10 protein-coding genes are annotated in these 13,884 nt (G+C 65.0%); 7 read left to right on the top strand and 3 right to left on the bottom strand.

Annotation, left to right across the window (positions count from 1 at the left end; translation table 11 throughout):
• On the top strand, positions 1-672 hold a 672-nt coding region (locus DBR23_RS29730; protein ID WP_233250592.1), incomplete at its 5' end, for a methyl-accepting chemotaxis protein.
• Positions 673-711: 39 nt separating this feature from the next.
• Here the strand turns inward: DBR23_RS29730 and DBR23_RS19730 are convergent.
• On the bottom strand, positions 712-2,295 hold the full coding sequence (locus DBR23_RS19730) for an EAL domain-containing protein (RefSeq protein WP_108499330.1): 1,584 nt from the start codon (positions 2,293-2,295) through the stop codon (positions 712-714).
• A gap of 224 nt (positions 2,296-2,519) precedes the next feature.
• Between DBR23_RS19730 and DBR23_RS19735 the strand changes: the two genes are divergently transcribed.
• From DBR23_RS19735 to DBR23_RS19745, 3 genes are all read left to right on the top strand, one after another.
• Positions 2,520-3,317 carry a lectin gene (locus DBR23_RS19735; protein WP_108499331.1) on the top strand — a complete coding sequence of 266 codons (798 nt, stop codon included), beginning with the start codon at positions 2,520-2,522 and terminating at the stop codon, positions 3,315-3,317.
• Positions 3,318-3,326: 9 nt separating this feature from the next.
• Entirely contained in the window at positions 3,327-3,824 is a 498-nt protein-coding gene (locus DBR23_RS19740) for an EF-hand domain-containing protein (RefSeq protein ID WP_108499332.1), read from the top strand.
• Between the two features lie 215 nt (positions 3,825-4,039).
• The gene (locus DBR23_RS19745) at positions 4,040-5,461 is read left to right on the top strand and encodes a TAXI family TRAP transporter solute-binding subunit (RefSeq protein WP_108499333.1); all 1,422 of its coding nucleotides are present in this window, start codon (positions 4,040-4,042) and stop codon (positions 5,459-5,461) included.
• Positions 5,462-5,530: 69 nt separating this feature from the next.
• Here DBR23_RS19745 and DBR23_RS19750 read toward each other — a convergent pair whose 3' ends face one another.
• Positions 5,531-8,059, bottom strand: coding sequence for a DUF1631 family protein (locus DBR23_RS19750; protein WP_108499334.1), 2,529 nt, complete (start codon positions 8,057-8,059; stop codon positions 5,531-5,533).
• A gap of 59 nt (positions 8,060-8,118) precedes the next feature.
• On the bottom strand, positions 8,119-9,780 hold the full coding sequence (ettA, locus tag DBR23_RS19755) for an energy-dependent translational throttle protein EttA (protein WP_056064117.1): 1,662 nt from the start codon (positions 9,778-9,780) through the stop codon (positions 8,119-8,121).
• A 298-nt stretch (positions 9,781-10,078) separates the two neighbouring features.
• Here ettA and DBR23_RS19760 point away from each other — a divergent pair, with 298 nt between their 5' ends.
• Genes DBR23_RS19760 through DBR23_RS19770 form a run of 3 tightly spaced genes read left to right on the top strand, consistent with a single transcriptional unit; the run spans position 10,079 to position 13,607 of the window.
• Entirely contained in the window at positions 10,079-11,857 is a 1,779-nt protein-coding gene (locus DBR23_RS19760; RefSeq protein ID WP_108499335.1) for a DEAD/DEAH box helicase, read from the top strand.
• Complete coding sequence (locus tag DBR23_RS19765; RefSeq protein ID WP_108499336.1) at positions 11,769-12,473, top strand: nucleoside-diphosphate sugar epimerase; 705 nt, start codon at positions 11,769-11,771, stop codon at positions 12,471-12,473. Before DBR23_RS19760 ends, DBR23_RS19765 begins: the two co-directional genes overlap by 89 nt.
• 45 nt (positions 12,474-12,518) lie before the next feature.
• Positions 12,519-13,607 (top strand): endonuclease/exonuclease/phosphatase family protein, encoded by a 1,089-nt coding sequence (locus tag DBR23_RS19770; RefSeq protein ID WP_108499337.1) that lies wholly within the window; start codon positions 12,519-12,521, stop codon positions 13,605-13,607.
• Positions 13,608-13,884 lie beyond the last annotated feature (277 nt).

A 13,884-nucleotide genomic window follows, 5' to 3' on the forward strand; every position in this document is an offset into this window, starting at 1 on the left:
ACCGCTGCCTCCATGGAGCAACTGGGCTCCACAGTGAAGCAGAACGCAGACAACGCGATCCATGCCAACCGCCTGGCGCATTCAGCGTCGACCGTCGCGCAACAAGGCGGTGACGTGGTGGCCATGGTGGTGACCACCATGAAGGACATCAACGACTCCAGCCGCAAGATCAATGACATCATCAGCGTGATCGACGGCATTGCATTCCAGACCAACATCCTGGCGCTGAACGCAGCCGTGGAGGCTGCCCGTGCCGGTGACCAGGGGCGGGGCTTTGCCGTGGTGGCCAGCGAGGTGCGCAACCTGGCCCAGCGCAGCGCGGCTGCGGCCAAGGAGATCAAGCAGTTGATCACGGAAAGTGTCGGCCGCGTGGAACACGGCACGGCTCTCGTGGACAAGGCCGGCCACACCATGACAGAGGTGGTTGCCAGCATACGCAACGTCACCCACCTCATGGGGGAGATCAGTGCTGCCAGCTCTGAGCAAAGCTCGGGGGTCACGCAGGTGAGCGAGGCCGTCACGCTGATGGACCAGGCCACGCAGCAGAATGCGGCCCTTGTGGAGGAGATGGCTGCTGCTGCATCCAGCCTGCGTGGGCAGGCCGATGACCTTGTGAGTGCTGTGGCGGTGTTTCGTATTCACGGCAGCGGATCGGCGCTGCTGATCAAGTAGCGTCCCCCATCCCCTGCCGCGCCATCCAACAGGGCGGGATCAATCTTGCGCCGAGCCACGTGGTGAAACGGCTGGCTGCGGGCGCATGCCGGCCAGCAGATCATTCAGCGGCATGGCACGGGCAAACTTCCAACCCTGGGCCTGGCGCACACCCCGGGCAATCAGGAAGTCCACCTGGTCCTGAGTCTCGACGCCCTCGGCAATCAGTGCCAGCTTGAGCATGTGGGCCATTTCGATGATGTGGGTAGTCACCGGGCTGATGGCGGCTTGCGCGCCGATGCTGGCGATGAAGATGCGATCAATCTTGAGGGTGTCGATGTCGATGGACTCCAGCATGGACAGGCTGGAGTAACCCGTACCGAAGTCATCCAGCGCAATCGATGCACCGATCTGCCGCGCAGCCTGCAGCGCGGGCCGTGCAGCCTCGATGTCCACCAGCCCGCGCTCGGTGACCTCCAGCATGAGCGCGCCCGGCGGCATCTCCATGGCGCTGAAGCGCCGCTGCAGGTACTGCACGGGTCCGTCGGCCACCAGATCCTGGGGGGAGAGGTTCAAACTCACATGAAAACCCGGGCGTGCCTTGAGCATCTCGGGCAAGTCGGCCAGCACCACATCCATCACGTACCGCGTGATGTGTGCGATCACACCGGCCTTCTCCGCTTCTGCAATGAATTCATCCGGGGGCACCAGGGTGCCGTTGCGGCGACGCCAGCGCAGCAGAGCCTCCGCCCCCACCCACTGGCCGGTTTCCAGATCCACGATGGGCTGATAGAGCACGAAGAACTCGTGCCGGCGCAGGGCCGCCCGCAGTCTGACGCGTGGCGACAACTGCCACCGGGTGAGCATCGCCACGCCCAGCGCAAACAGGGCACTGGCCACCAGCCCCAGGGGTGCCAGGATCAGCGCCTGGGCCTTGAGCCCTTCGTGGGCCAGCGCCTTGGGAGCCGCCGCGACCGCCGCCACATTGTTTTCCTTCGACACCCGAAAGACGATGTAGTGAGTCTCGCTTTCAGCCACGTTGTTCACATGGGGCGTGTAGAGGTTCAGCCACCGGGTATCCAGCGGACCTTTGGACCGGATCAGCGCGCGGGGCGTGCTGATCAGAAGCCCCAGCGCGACATCCGCATGAAGCACAGGCATGTCAATCACGATGCCCGGGTGAATGATCACCGCATGGCCGTTGCGGGCGTAGATGTTGAAAGGCTGCTCCGGGGCAAAGGGCAGGCGGGCGCCAATCCAGGTGGAGATACCCGTCGAGGTGACCATGTGGTTGCCGGTGAGCGGTACCACCTCATTGCCCGCGGTGAGGGTACTGCAGACCAACGCTCCGTCCCTGACCGCCCCCATGCCCTGCAGATAGAACGAGGTGCCCACCAGCTGCTGCATGCGTGTGAGGCTGGCCTGGCTGCAAGCGGGGTGCGGATCTCCGTCCAGATCGTTGAGCGCCGCCACCAGCTGCTGGCGCGAGGCCACGCCGCGTCGCAGCACCTCGTCTGCCAACGAGGTCAGATAGGCGACCTGGTCTTCCTTGGCCTGGCGGTGGGCCACCCACAGGGATGCAGCAATGGGGATGAGCGCCGCCAGCAGCAGTGGGATGGAGGCAACGACATAGAAGCGTTTCATCGGACACGGCAGTGGGTGGGTAGTACACAGGCAGACAATGGGCTGCCCCAGCGCGACGCCATCATGCACGAACAGCCCCCGCTGCTCGCCGATGGCGCCCCTGTCGCCGGGCGCACAAGCATCAGACCGTCCTATGATGCCGGTGACGGTTGGTGCCCTGGGCCGGGGCCCACTGCGCTACACCCATCCCCATGGCCCCTGATCGGAACAAGGAGAGTGAACCCATGAGAGACCAGGCCTTTAGGAAACATGCATGGCTGCTGTGCCTGCCAATGCTCGTGAGTACCCCGACGGCACAGGCGCAGGACCAGTTGGTGGATTTGCAGTCCAGCGGCGGCTACACCTCCTACCGCCTCGCGGACGACGTGACCCAGGTGGATCTGGTGGAACAAACCCAGGGGGCCTGCCGCTTCAACCGCACCTGGGGCTACGACCTGACCAATCGCGAGCTGTGGACCAACGGTGGTTGCGGGGGACGTTTCAAGATCACACGCACCTATGCATCCGGTAGCAGCAGCGGCTCCAATGCCGGAGCAGCTGTGGCGGCCGTGGCGGCCATTGCCGGCATTGCGTTGCTGGCCAACCACAACCGGCACGACAACGACCGTCGCCCCGAGTACCCGGACTACCCCGGCCAGGGAGGGGACTGGGGGCGCGAGATCCGGGTGGACGGTCGCCTGTGCCTCGACGTGAGGGGTGGCAAATTCCAGCCCGGCACCACCCTGCAGGTGTACGAATGCAACGGGACAGCGTCCCAGCGTTTTGCGGTGGGGCGGGGTGGTGAGATCCGGGTGCGCGACCTGTGCGTGGACGTGGACCGAGGCGACCCACGGGACGGCGCGCGGGTAGTGCTGTGGTCCTGCTCGGGCTCGCGCAGCCAGAGCTGGTCTACCCTGGGCGGGCAGATCGTGAGCCAGCTCACCGGCAAATGCCTGGATGTAGACGCAGGCCAGGTCCGCCCTGGGGCACACACCATGGTCTGGCCCTGCAACCGCAGCCCCAGCCAACGCTGGTGGTGGTAAGGAGGTCCCATGCAAACAACTCTTCAATGGATCTGTGCAGGCGCCTGCGCCCTGGTGCTGGCAACAACGACGCACGCGGCCAATGCGGCCGACAACTCCGTATCGTCGCCCACCACGCCACCACGCCCTGCCAAGGCGCACAAACCGGTGGCGCCAACCCTCACCCACCGGCTGCAGGCCATCTGCTCGGCAGCCGATCTCAATCACGACGGCAACGTGTCGCTGGACGAGTTCCACCAGGACATCGTGCAGAGCTGGCACAGCCTGGGGCCCGATGCAGAGGGCTACGTCCATCTCTCCCAGCTGGGCCAATTGCCCCGCATTGGCAAAGGCCAACTGAGGCGGCTGGCGGCAGCCGACAAGGACGGGGACGGAAAGCTGTCGTTCAAGGAGGTGGTGCAGGCACGCATGGCCTACTTCGAGGCAGCGGATGTGGACCAGAACGACATGCTCTCGCTGCAGGAATGTATGGCCTATGAGCGCCAACGCAGGCGCCTGCCGCAGTAGGAGCCCTCGCTGGCCGGCGGTTTTAGTCCTCCAGCTATCTGAGACCTGGGCGACTCCCGGTGCGGGATGCCCGGAGCTGGTGCGCGTCGCCGCCACGCCTGCCTGGATAATCCACCGGCTCGCTGATAGCGAGGTATGGCTCCGGGACCACCCAGGGGCCCCGCCATCCCATCCAGGCATACCGCCGCCCCGTTTCGCTCTGTTTGTCCACCCCCATGCCCCAGGCCTTTCGCAACACTTTCCTCACTCTGCGCGATCTGATTGTGTCAGCAGGCCCCCTCGCCTTCTTGGCGGTCGGGCTGCTGGTGCTGGCCTATTGGTGGCTCAACCCCAATCCCCCCAAGACGGTGACCCTGGCCACAGGCCCTGCCCAAAGTGCCTATGAGGAGTTTGGCAAGCGCTACCAGAAGGCGCTGGCGGCCGACGGCATTGATGTGGTTCTGCTGCCCAGCGAGGGCTCATCGCACAACCTGCAGCTTCTGCGCGACGGCCAGGCCGATGTCGCTTTTGTACAGGGCGGCACGGCCGAACTGCAGCCCGATGATCCGGACAACCTAGTATCGCTGGGCAGCCTGTTTGTAGAGCCGCTGTGGCTGTTCTACCGCACCGATGCAGCAGAGCGCATGCACAACGCTCCCCGGCTTGATGGCCTGCGGCAGCTACGCGGCTGGCGGGTGAATGTGGGGTCGGAGGGCAGCGGCGTGCCCACGCTGATCGAGCGGCTGCTGCAGGCCAACAAGGTGGAGCCCAGCGCAGTCAAGCTATCGCGCCTGGAACAGACGCCCGCGACGGTGGAGTTTTTGGCGGGGAGGCTCGACGCCTTGGTATTTGCCTCGGCGCCTGAATCGCTGATGGTGCAGATGCTGCTGCAAACGCCCGGCGTGCAGCTGCTGGATTTTGCGCAGCACGAGGCCTACGCAAGGCGGTTTCCGTTCCTCACCCCCGTGACCTTGCCACGCGGGGTGGTGGACCTCGCGGCCAACGTGCCCCAACGCGATGTTCGGCTCGTGGCCACCACCACGTCCCTGCTGGCGCGCGACGGCACGCACCCCGCCCTGCTGACCCTGTTTGCCCAGAACGCACAAAAGCTGCACAGCGGCGCGGGCTGGTTCAACCGGGCGCGTGAGTTTCCCAACACGCGCGGCAGCGAGCTGCCGATTGCCAAGGAGGGCGACCGCGCCATGAACGAGCCGGTGCCCATGCTGCAACGCTACCTGCCGTTCTGGATGGCCAACCTGATTGAGCGCATGTGGCTGGTGCTGGGCATCTTGCTGGCCATCATGCTGCCGCTGTCGCGCATCGTGCCGCCGCTCTACCAGTTCCGGGTGCGGTCGCGGGTGTTCCGCTGGTATGGCCGCCTGCGCGAGATCGAAAACGACCTGGAAATGGGCAAAAGCGACCCCTCAACCCTGCTGCGCACCCTCGACGGACTGGAAGCCCAGGCCGAAAAGGTGAGCGTGCCTCTGTCGTATGCGGACGAGCTGTATGCCCTGCGCAACCACATCCACCTGGTGCGCAAAAAACTGCTGCGCGCGTCGGAAGGGGCTGGTGGATCTGCTGACCACAGCACTCCGGGCGAAGGGATGACGAACAACAGCGTGACGGAAACAGGGAGTGCAGCAGTAACTGGGCGTTGACCAGCTCTACAGCTGCACAAGGCCGCTCGCGGCCTCAAGGTGGCACCCGCAGCGCGCGTGTCTGTGCGATCAGCGATTCTTGGGTGACTTGGCACCCGAAGCCGGGGCCAGGGGGGCGGATTTGGACAGCGGCGCCATTTTGGAGCCGAAGCCCGTACGACCCTCGGACGACTTGCGATCTACCCCGCCCGTTTCCGTAGAGCCCGAAGCGCGGACCGCAGGCTTGGCGGGCTTGGGCGGCTGGGCCGGCACCACGCGCAGCGAGCCTTCGGCCGCCAGCTTGTCGCGCATGCGGCGGGTCATAGATTGGGTGCTGGCATCCGGCGCAGTGAACAAAAACAGGGTGCCATGCGGGCTGGCCCAGGTCAGCTGAGTGCGCACCACCCGGCCATTGGTCACCAGCTCCACCCAGGCCCCGATGACAAAATCAGCGTAAGGGTCCGGGGTGTCCAGCGGCGCCTGGGCACTGTCCTGCGGTGCAGGAGCGGACGCCTCTGCCGATTCGGACGGCTCTGTCGCCTCCGGGGCCACTTCGGGCTCTCCCGCAGGGGCGGACACTGGGGCAGGAGCCGGTTTTTCAAAAGCGGCCTGGTGCAACGCCACGAGCCGCTGCAAGAATGCGCTGGTCTGCACCGCAGGGTAGTTGATGGTCTTGAGGCCCTTGCGCAGCTTGGCCAGCAGGCCGGGGATGGCTTCGTTGAGCCGGTCCGTCTCCTGGCGCGTGAGGTCAGGCTGCGCAGTCCACAGCAACACCGGAACCAGCGCCAGGTAACCGCTGGGGTCATCTTCCTGGCTATCGTCACTGCGCATCACCTGCGCCAGCGCCACTACGTCAGCCCAGGGGCCCGCCGCAAAATCCAGCACGTCCGACGGCACCTTGTCCACATCCGGCAGCTTGCGGATATCGGCTGCGATCTTCTCGGCCAGCAGTTCGCGCTGCTCCGCCTGCAATTTGGCTTTCTGCTCGGCCTCCTGCTGGGCCTTGATCTTTTGCTCCTGGGTGTCCCAGGCAGACTGCAGCGCCTTGAGCACGGTGTCGAACGGCCCCGCGTCCTTGACCTCATGGGCAGACAGGTGGCCCACAGCCTCGGTCACCAGTCGCATGAAGCGGCTGAAGCCAGGCTCTGTCTCGGCGGTGAATGCCAAGCTGCGCTGCGTAAGCTCATCAAGCAGGCGGCGCGCAGGGTGGCTGCTGTCGGTAAAAAACCGGCCGTCGTGGTGCACCAATTGCTTGAGCGCAGGCTCCAGGCTCTTGACGGCCTGCTGCACAGGGGGCAGCAAACGGGCGTCCTGGGAGATGTTGGCCATCATGCGCCCCACCACCTCCACCGCCATGGCGGTGGACTGGGTAGCAGCCTCCATGGGCATGGCTGCATAGACCACCGGCGCAACGCCAGGCCCACGCCAGCCTGCGAGAGGCACGGGCAAAGAGCCCGCCTGGCTGACCGTGCCCCCACCGGCAAGACGGCCCACCAGGCGCTCCAGCTGCGCCATGTCTTCAATCGCTTCAGCGGCCGCACCCGACGGGTAGTAGCCCCCGGCCAACGATGACTGAGCGCTGGCGGCTCCCGCGCGGGGGTCCACCCAGCCCGGCTGACCCGCGCCGCTGGGCATGACCACCGCCTGTGCGGGCACGGCGCCGTAGACCGGAGGAGGGGCAAATGGATCACCGCCCGCCAACATCTGGCGCAGGATGCCGACCGTGAGCAATGCCTCTTCGGCAGCGTCCACGGGCACAGGCACCATGGCACCCTGCTGGGAGTCGCCGCTCCAGCCTGTGCTGGGGCCCATACCACGCCCATAACCTGTGTTGCCATAGTCGCTCATGGGCGCGTTCATTGAGGGGCCGTACCCGGAATAACCGCCCCCGTAACCCGTACCGGGCCCGCCATAGCCAGACCCACCGTAACCGGTGCCTTGGCCGCGACCGCCGCCCGCAGGCGTGCCCAGCACTGCGTAGCCCACCGGCTGTACGCCATGCTCACGCAAGCTCTGGGCGGTTTTTTTGTATTCTTCGGCCAGCAGCTTCCCGAGCAGGTCGCGCATGTGCTGCATCCACAGCTGCCGTACCTCGGCCGAGACGCCGGTCTCACCCACCACCTGCTGCAATGCACGGATGTAGCTCTCGGGCCGCAGAGGGTTGCGCTCGGGTTGCACGCTGCGCAAACCTTGCGCAGCGCTCACCAGGGTGTTGAGTTCGGCCAGTACGGCGTCGGTAGCATGCAGCGCAGACTGCTGGGCCTTGGACAGTTCCACCTGGGCCTGCATCTCGCTTTCGTCCATGAGCGAAAGCTCGCCAAAGTCCATGCCGGTGTCATCGGCCGAACTGCGCCCCTTGGCGACCGCAGGGCCTTCGGCAAATATTTCCAGCAAGGCCATGGGATAGCCCTTGACCAGCGCAGCCTCGTGCTCGTTGAGCAGCCGCAGTGCATCACTGAACAAATTACGCTGCTGGATGTTGCGGCTGGCCGACTCCTCGCTGGTCAAGGCACTTTGGGTGACCTTGACGAGCTGCCCCATCAAGGCCTCGCCACCGCGAACGGCGTTGACAACGCAGGCGCGGAAAACGGCTCTCAGACGCGATGCGGGCAGGGACATGGTGGGAGGGAGGAATCGGACAAGAGGTTTCCAGATGCAATCCTACTTGACCTCGGCCTTTATTTGAGGGCCTTGAAACGCATCCGCTTGGGCTTTGCACCTTCTTCACCCAGCCGCTTCTTCTTGTCGGCCTCGTACTCCTGGTAATTGCCGTCAAAGAACGTCCACTGGCTGTCACCTTCGGCGGCCAGAATGTGCGTGGCGATCCGGTCCAGGAACCAGCGATCGTGGCTGATAACCAACACTGTGCCCGCGTATTCGAGCAAAGCGTCTTCCAGCGCGCGCAGGGTTTCCACGTCCAGGTCGTTCGAAGGCTCGTCCAGCAGCAGCACGTTGCCGCCAGCAATCAGTGTCTTGGCCAAGTGCAGACGGCCACGCTCACCGCCCGACAGCATGCCCACCTTCTTTTGCTGGTCGCCACCGTTGAAGTTGAAGCGCCCTGCGTAAGCACGGCTGGCCATGGTGAACTTGCCGATGTTGATCATGTCCAGGCCGCCGGAGATGTCTTCCCACACGGTCTTGTCGTCCGACAGGGCATCGCGGTGCTGGTCCACAAAGGCCATCTTCACGGTCGAGCCGATCACCACCTCACCGCTGTCCGGCTGCTCGCGGCCCGCGATGAGCTTGAACAGGGTCGATTTACCGGCACCGTTCGGACCGATGATGCCCACGATGGCACCCGCAGGGATGGTCATGGACAGGTTGTCGATGAGCACACGGTCGCCGAAAGACTTGGTGACGTTGTGGAACTCAATGACCTGGGTGCCCAGGCGCTCGGCCACAGGAATGAAGATTTCCTGGGTTTCGTTGCGCTTTTGGTATTCGTAGTCGCTCAGTTCCTCGAAACGGGCGATACGCGCCTTGCTCTTGGCCTGACGGCCCTTGGCGTTCTGGCGCACCCATTCCAGTTCCTTCTTCAGGGCCTTGGCGCGTGCCTCCTCACCCTTGTTTTCAGATTCCAGACGGGCCTGCTTCTGGTCCAGCCAGGTGCTGTAGTTGCCCTTGTAGGGGTGACCGTAGCCGCGGTCCAGTTCCAAAATCCACTCCGCGGCGTTATCGAGGAAGTAGCGATCGTGGGTGATGGCCACCACGGTGCCCGGAAAGCGGTGCAGGAACTGCTCCAGCCAGTCCACCGATTCAGCGTCCAAGTGGTTGGTGGGTTCGTCGAGCAGCAGCATGTCGGGCTTGGACAGCAGCAGGCGGCACAGCGCAATGCGGCGCTTTTCACCACCAGACAGCAGCCCGACCTTGGCGTCCCAAGGAGGCAGGCGCAGAGCATCGGCAGCGATTTCGAGCTGGTGCTCGGAGTCAGTCCCCGCCGTCGCAATGATGGCTTCCAGGCGAGCCTGTTCAGCGGCCAGTGCGTCAAAGTCCGCATCGGCCTCGGCGTAGGCGGCGTACACCTCTTCCAGCTTGGCCTTGGCGGCAAACACCTCGCCCATGGCCTCTTCCACGCTTTCGCGGACTGTGTGCTCCGAGTTGAGCTGGGGCTCCTGGGGCAGATAGCCGATCTTGATGCCCGGCATCGGAATGGCTTCGCCTTCGATTTCCTTGTCCACGCCAGCCATGATCTTGAGCAGCGTGGATTTGCCCGAGCCGTTCAGACCCAGCACACCAATCTTGGCGCCCGGGAAAAAGCTCAGGGAGATGTCCTTCAAGATCTGCCGCTTGGGCGGCACGGTCTTGGAGACGCGATTCATCGAATAAACGTATTGGGCCATGGAGGGTTCTAGCTTGCGAAAGTGGGCAGGAAGTCTGCATCCGAGCAGGTTCAGAGGGCCATTTGGAGCATTCCAAAAAGACGCCGAACGCGCTCTCAAACCCTAGATTATCGGTCCATGCGACAATACCCCCGTTGTGGGCTCCAGTTGCCCGCCACATCAGCACACTGCTGGGGACGAAGGAAGCCACGCTTCCGGGCTCCCAATCCTGAACCTCATCAGCCTGAGACTGGCTCAGCAACCTCCCGGTTGCACGACAGGCGGATACCCAGCGCCCCGGACGGGCGCATCCAACGACATGACATTTGACGAACTGAACCTGGCTCCTGCCATCCTGAAGGCCGTGCACGAAACGGGCTATGAAACCCCCACGCCCATTCAGGCCCAGGCCATTCCCGCCGTTCTGGAAGGCCACGACCTTCTGGCCGGCGCGCAGACTGGCACCGGCAAGACCGCTGCGTTCACCCTGCCCATGCTGCACCGCCTCTCGCAAGGCACGGCACCCAAGAACAAGTTTGGCGGCAAGGGCATCCGCGCCCTGGTGCTGACCCCTACCCGTGAGCTCGCGGCCCAGGTCGAAGAATCGGTGCGCGAATACGGCAAGTACCTGGACATCAACTCCACCGTGGTCTTCGGTGGTGTGGGCATGAACCCGCAGATCGACCGCATCAAGCGCGGCGTGGACATCCTGGTGGCCACCCCTGGCCGTCTGCTGGACCTGCAGCAACAGGGCTTCCTGGACCTGTCCACCGTGCAGGTGCTGGTGCTTGACGAAGCCGACCGCATGCTCGACATGGGCTTCATCCACGACGTGAAGAAGGTGCTGGCCCTGGTGCCCAAGGACAAGCAAAGCCTGCTGTTCTCGGCCACCTTCAGCGACGAGATCCGCGAGCTGGCCAACACCCTGCTCAAGAACCCGCAAAGCATCCAGGTCACCCCGCGCAACACCACGGTGCAGCGTATTTCGCAAGTGATCCACCCGGTGGGCCGCGGCAAGAAAAAGCAGGTGCTGCTGCACATCATCCAGCAACACAACTGGAGCCAGGTGCTGGTGTTCACGCGCACCAAATTCGGCGCAAACAACGTGGCCGAGTTCCTGACCAAGAATGGTGTGCAGGCCATGGCCTTGCACGGCAACAAGAGCCAGAGTGCCCGTACGCAGGCCTTGGCGGGCTTCAAGAGTGGCGAGATCCGTGCCCTGGTGGCCACCGACATCGCCGCACGTGGCATCGACATCGATGACCTGCCGCACGTCGTCAACTACGAAATCCCCAACGTCTCCGAAGACTATGTGCACCGCATCGGCCGTACGGGCCGCGCAGGCGCTACGGGCGAAGCCGTGAGCCTGGTCTGCATGGACGAAGAAGGTTTCATGATGGACATCGAGCGCTTTACCAAGCAGCAGATTCCTGTCCAGGTGATCGAAGGTTTTGGCCCAGAACCCGGAGAGAAGGCGGAACCCATCGCCATGGGCCGCCAGACCATCTGGGGCGGCGCAGGCAAGCCCCCGAGCCGTGATGTGATGCAGGCAGCCGCCAAGGCCGCCCGCAGCGAAATGATGGAGCGCATCCGCACCAACAAGGCAGGCCAGGGCGGCGGCCAAGGCGGGGAGCGAGGCCCCCGTGCAGGCAACGGTGGTGGCGGTGGTGGCCGTTCCGGCGGCGGAGCTCCACGCAACGCCCAGGGTCCAGCCGGCGGCGGCCGCGGAGGCCGGGGTGGTGCCCGTGACGGCGCCGCCCAGGCACCTGCTCGCAGCCGAGGCCCACGCCCCGAAGGCGGCGGTGGTCATCGCTACGATGACGCACAACCCCCCCGCGCCAATGCGCACCTGGGCACACACCTGGGTCACAGCAACCCAGGCCATCGCAGCTCGGGCCACGGTGCGGGCGGTCAGCCCGACCCCATGCGCACCAGCGTGGACAGCATGACTGAACGCGGCCGCCGTGGCGGCGGCGGTGGTGGGTATCGCAACTCTGGAGGTGGCGGCTATGGCGGCGGATCAGGCACGGGTGGCGGTGGTGGCCGGGGCAACGGGCCTCGTGGGCCAGGCGGTCCTCGCGGCTCTTTTAACCGCTGAGACGCGCAAAGCGCCCCCTGCCAATACCACGGACGCAGCGGGCGCCAGCATCCATGTGCTGCACGCCAAAGGGCGGCGTGCGCCAGCGCTGGACCATCCCCGCCTGCAACTGCACGCGGTGGATTTTGCGGCGATGCCCGCCTTGCCGCACGTCGATGATGTTTACATCACCCTGGGCACCACCATGGCTGCAGCCGGCAGCCAGAGCGCGTTCCGTGCGGTGGACTATGACGCCGTGATGGCCGCGGCCCGCGCAGCGCGCGCGGCGGGCGCCACTCGCTGTGGCGTGGTCACCGCCATGGGGGCCAATGCGCAGTCGCGCATCTTTTACAACCGCGTCAAAGGCGAGGTTGAGCGCGACCTTCAGCAGCTGGGTTTTGAGACGCTGGTCATTGCACGCCCATCCCTGCTGATGGGCGAACGCCGGGCGCTGCAACAAGCCCACCGGCCCGCAGAGTCCCTGTCGCTCAAACTGTTTCAGTGGCTGAACCCGGTCCTGCCTGCCAACTACCGTGCCCGCCCCGGGGCGGAGGTGGCCCGTGCGCTCGTCCGTGCCGTACAGTTGGGCCGACCCGGGCTGCAAGTGCTGTCCGGCCGCGCGCTGCAGGCCAGTTGATACAGGGAGCAGCCGTCGTGACCCCGCCTACGCTGTACGCCCTTCATGCGCCCCAACGAACTCCCCCAACCGCTGGACACCCTCATGGTGGCCACTTGCAATGTGCTCAACCTGGCCAATCCGGGACGCCTGTTCTACGAGAACCAGGACCCCTACAGCCAGACCGAGTTTGAACGCAAGATCACCTGGCTGGGCGAGCGCTTTCGGGCACTGAACGCCGATGTACTGGCGGTGCAGGAGGTCTGGGACGACGCGGCCTTCAAAGGGGCACTGGGTCGGGGTGGCTTGCGCTACGACTTCGTCGCCGTACCAGGGGCCGAGAACAACGACACCCAACAGGGCGCACAGGGAACGCCCCGTGTGGGCCTGGCCACGCGGCTCAAGGTCGAGGCATTGCAGTCCTTTGCCGACTTCCCACCGGGCTTTCAGGTGGATGTGCCTGGCATTGGCCAACACACGCGCTTCGAGCGCCCACCCCTCGTGGCCACGTTGCGGATGAAGCATGGCCAAACCCTCAACGTCCTCACTGCCCACCTCAAATCCAAACGTCCCAAGTTTCTGCAGGATGCCCTAGGCCAGCCCACCGAGGACCGGGACGACCGCAAGGTGGTCGCACTGGCATCGCTGCGCTCGCTGATCATGCGCGGCGCCGAGGCTATGGCGCTGCGGTGCCTGGTGATCGACCTGCTGCACCGCACCAGCGTGCCCCTGGTGGTGCTGGGCGACTTCAACGACACCCCCGACAGCGTGACCACGCAACTGATCTGCGCCACCACCGACATCGCCTACGACCGGTCCGCCCGTGATGTGGCCTTGTTCAATGCGTACGACCTGCAGGGAGATTTCGCCTTGAAAAAGGACGTGGCCTACTCCCACATCCACCAGGGCGCGCCCTATGTGCTGGACCAGATCCTGGTCAGCGAGGAGTTCCTGCCCAATGGGCGCAACAGCGTGGGCGATGTGCGCCGGGTGGATTATTTCAACGACCACCTGCATGAGGGACGCGACCGCACGCGCTCGGACCACGGCTTTGTGCGCGCCTTGCTGCGCCTGAAACTGCCCAGTTCTCCTCTGGCCCAGAGCATCTCGCCGCCGCCGACCGACGTTAGCGCACCCAGTGACGCCCCTCGCTGATCACTGCGGCAGCCCAGGGCGCCACGGGTTTGCAACGGGATGTACGCTGACAAGGAGAGGCGGGTGCGCACAGGTAACATCCACGTACAAAGCGCCCCACTCGCCCCACAACAGGGGCTCTCTCTGGCAGCCCAAACCATGACCCAGCCCAATTTCCTGCGCCGCAGCGCCGATACCACCCCGCTTTCCCGTCCTGAACCACGGATTGCGCGCTGGGCCGCCCCGGCCACGCTGGCAGCACTGCTGCTGACGGCCTGCGGCAGCACCCCGCTGCCCC

The organism is Acidovorax sp. HMWF018, assembly GCF_003061035.1.
Taxonomy (GTDB): Bacteria; Pseudomonadota; Gammaproteobacteria; order Burkholderiales; family Burkholderiaceae_C; genus Acidovorax; species Acidovorax delafieldii.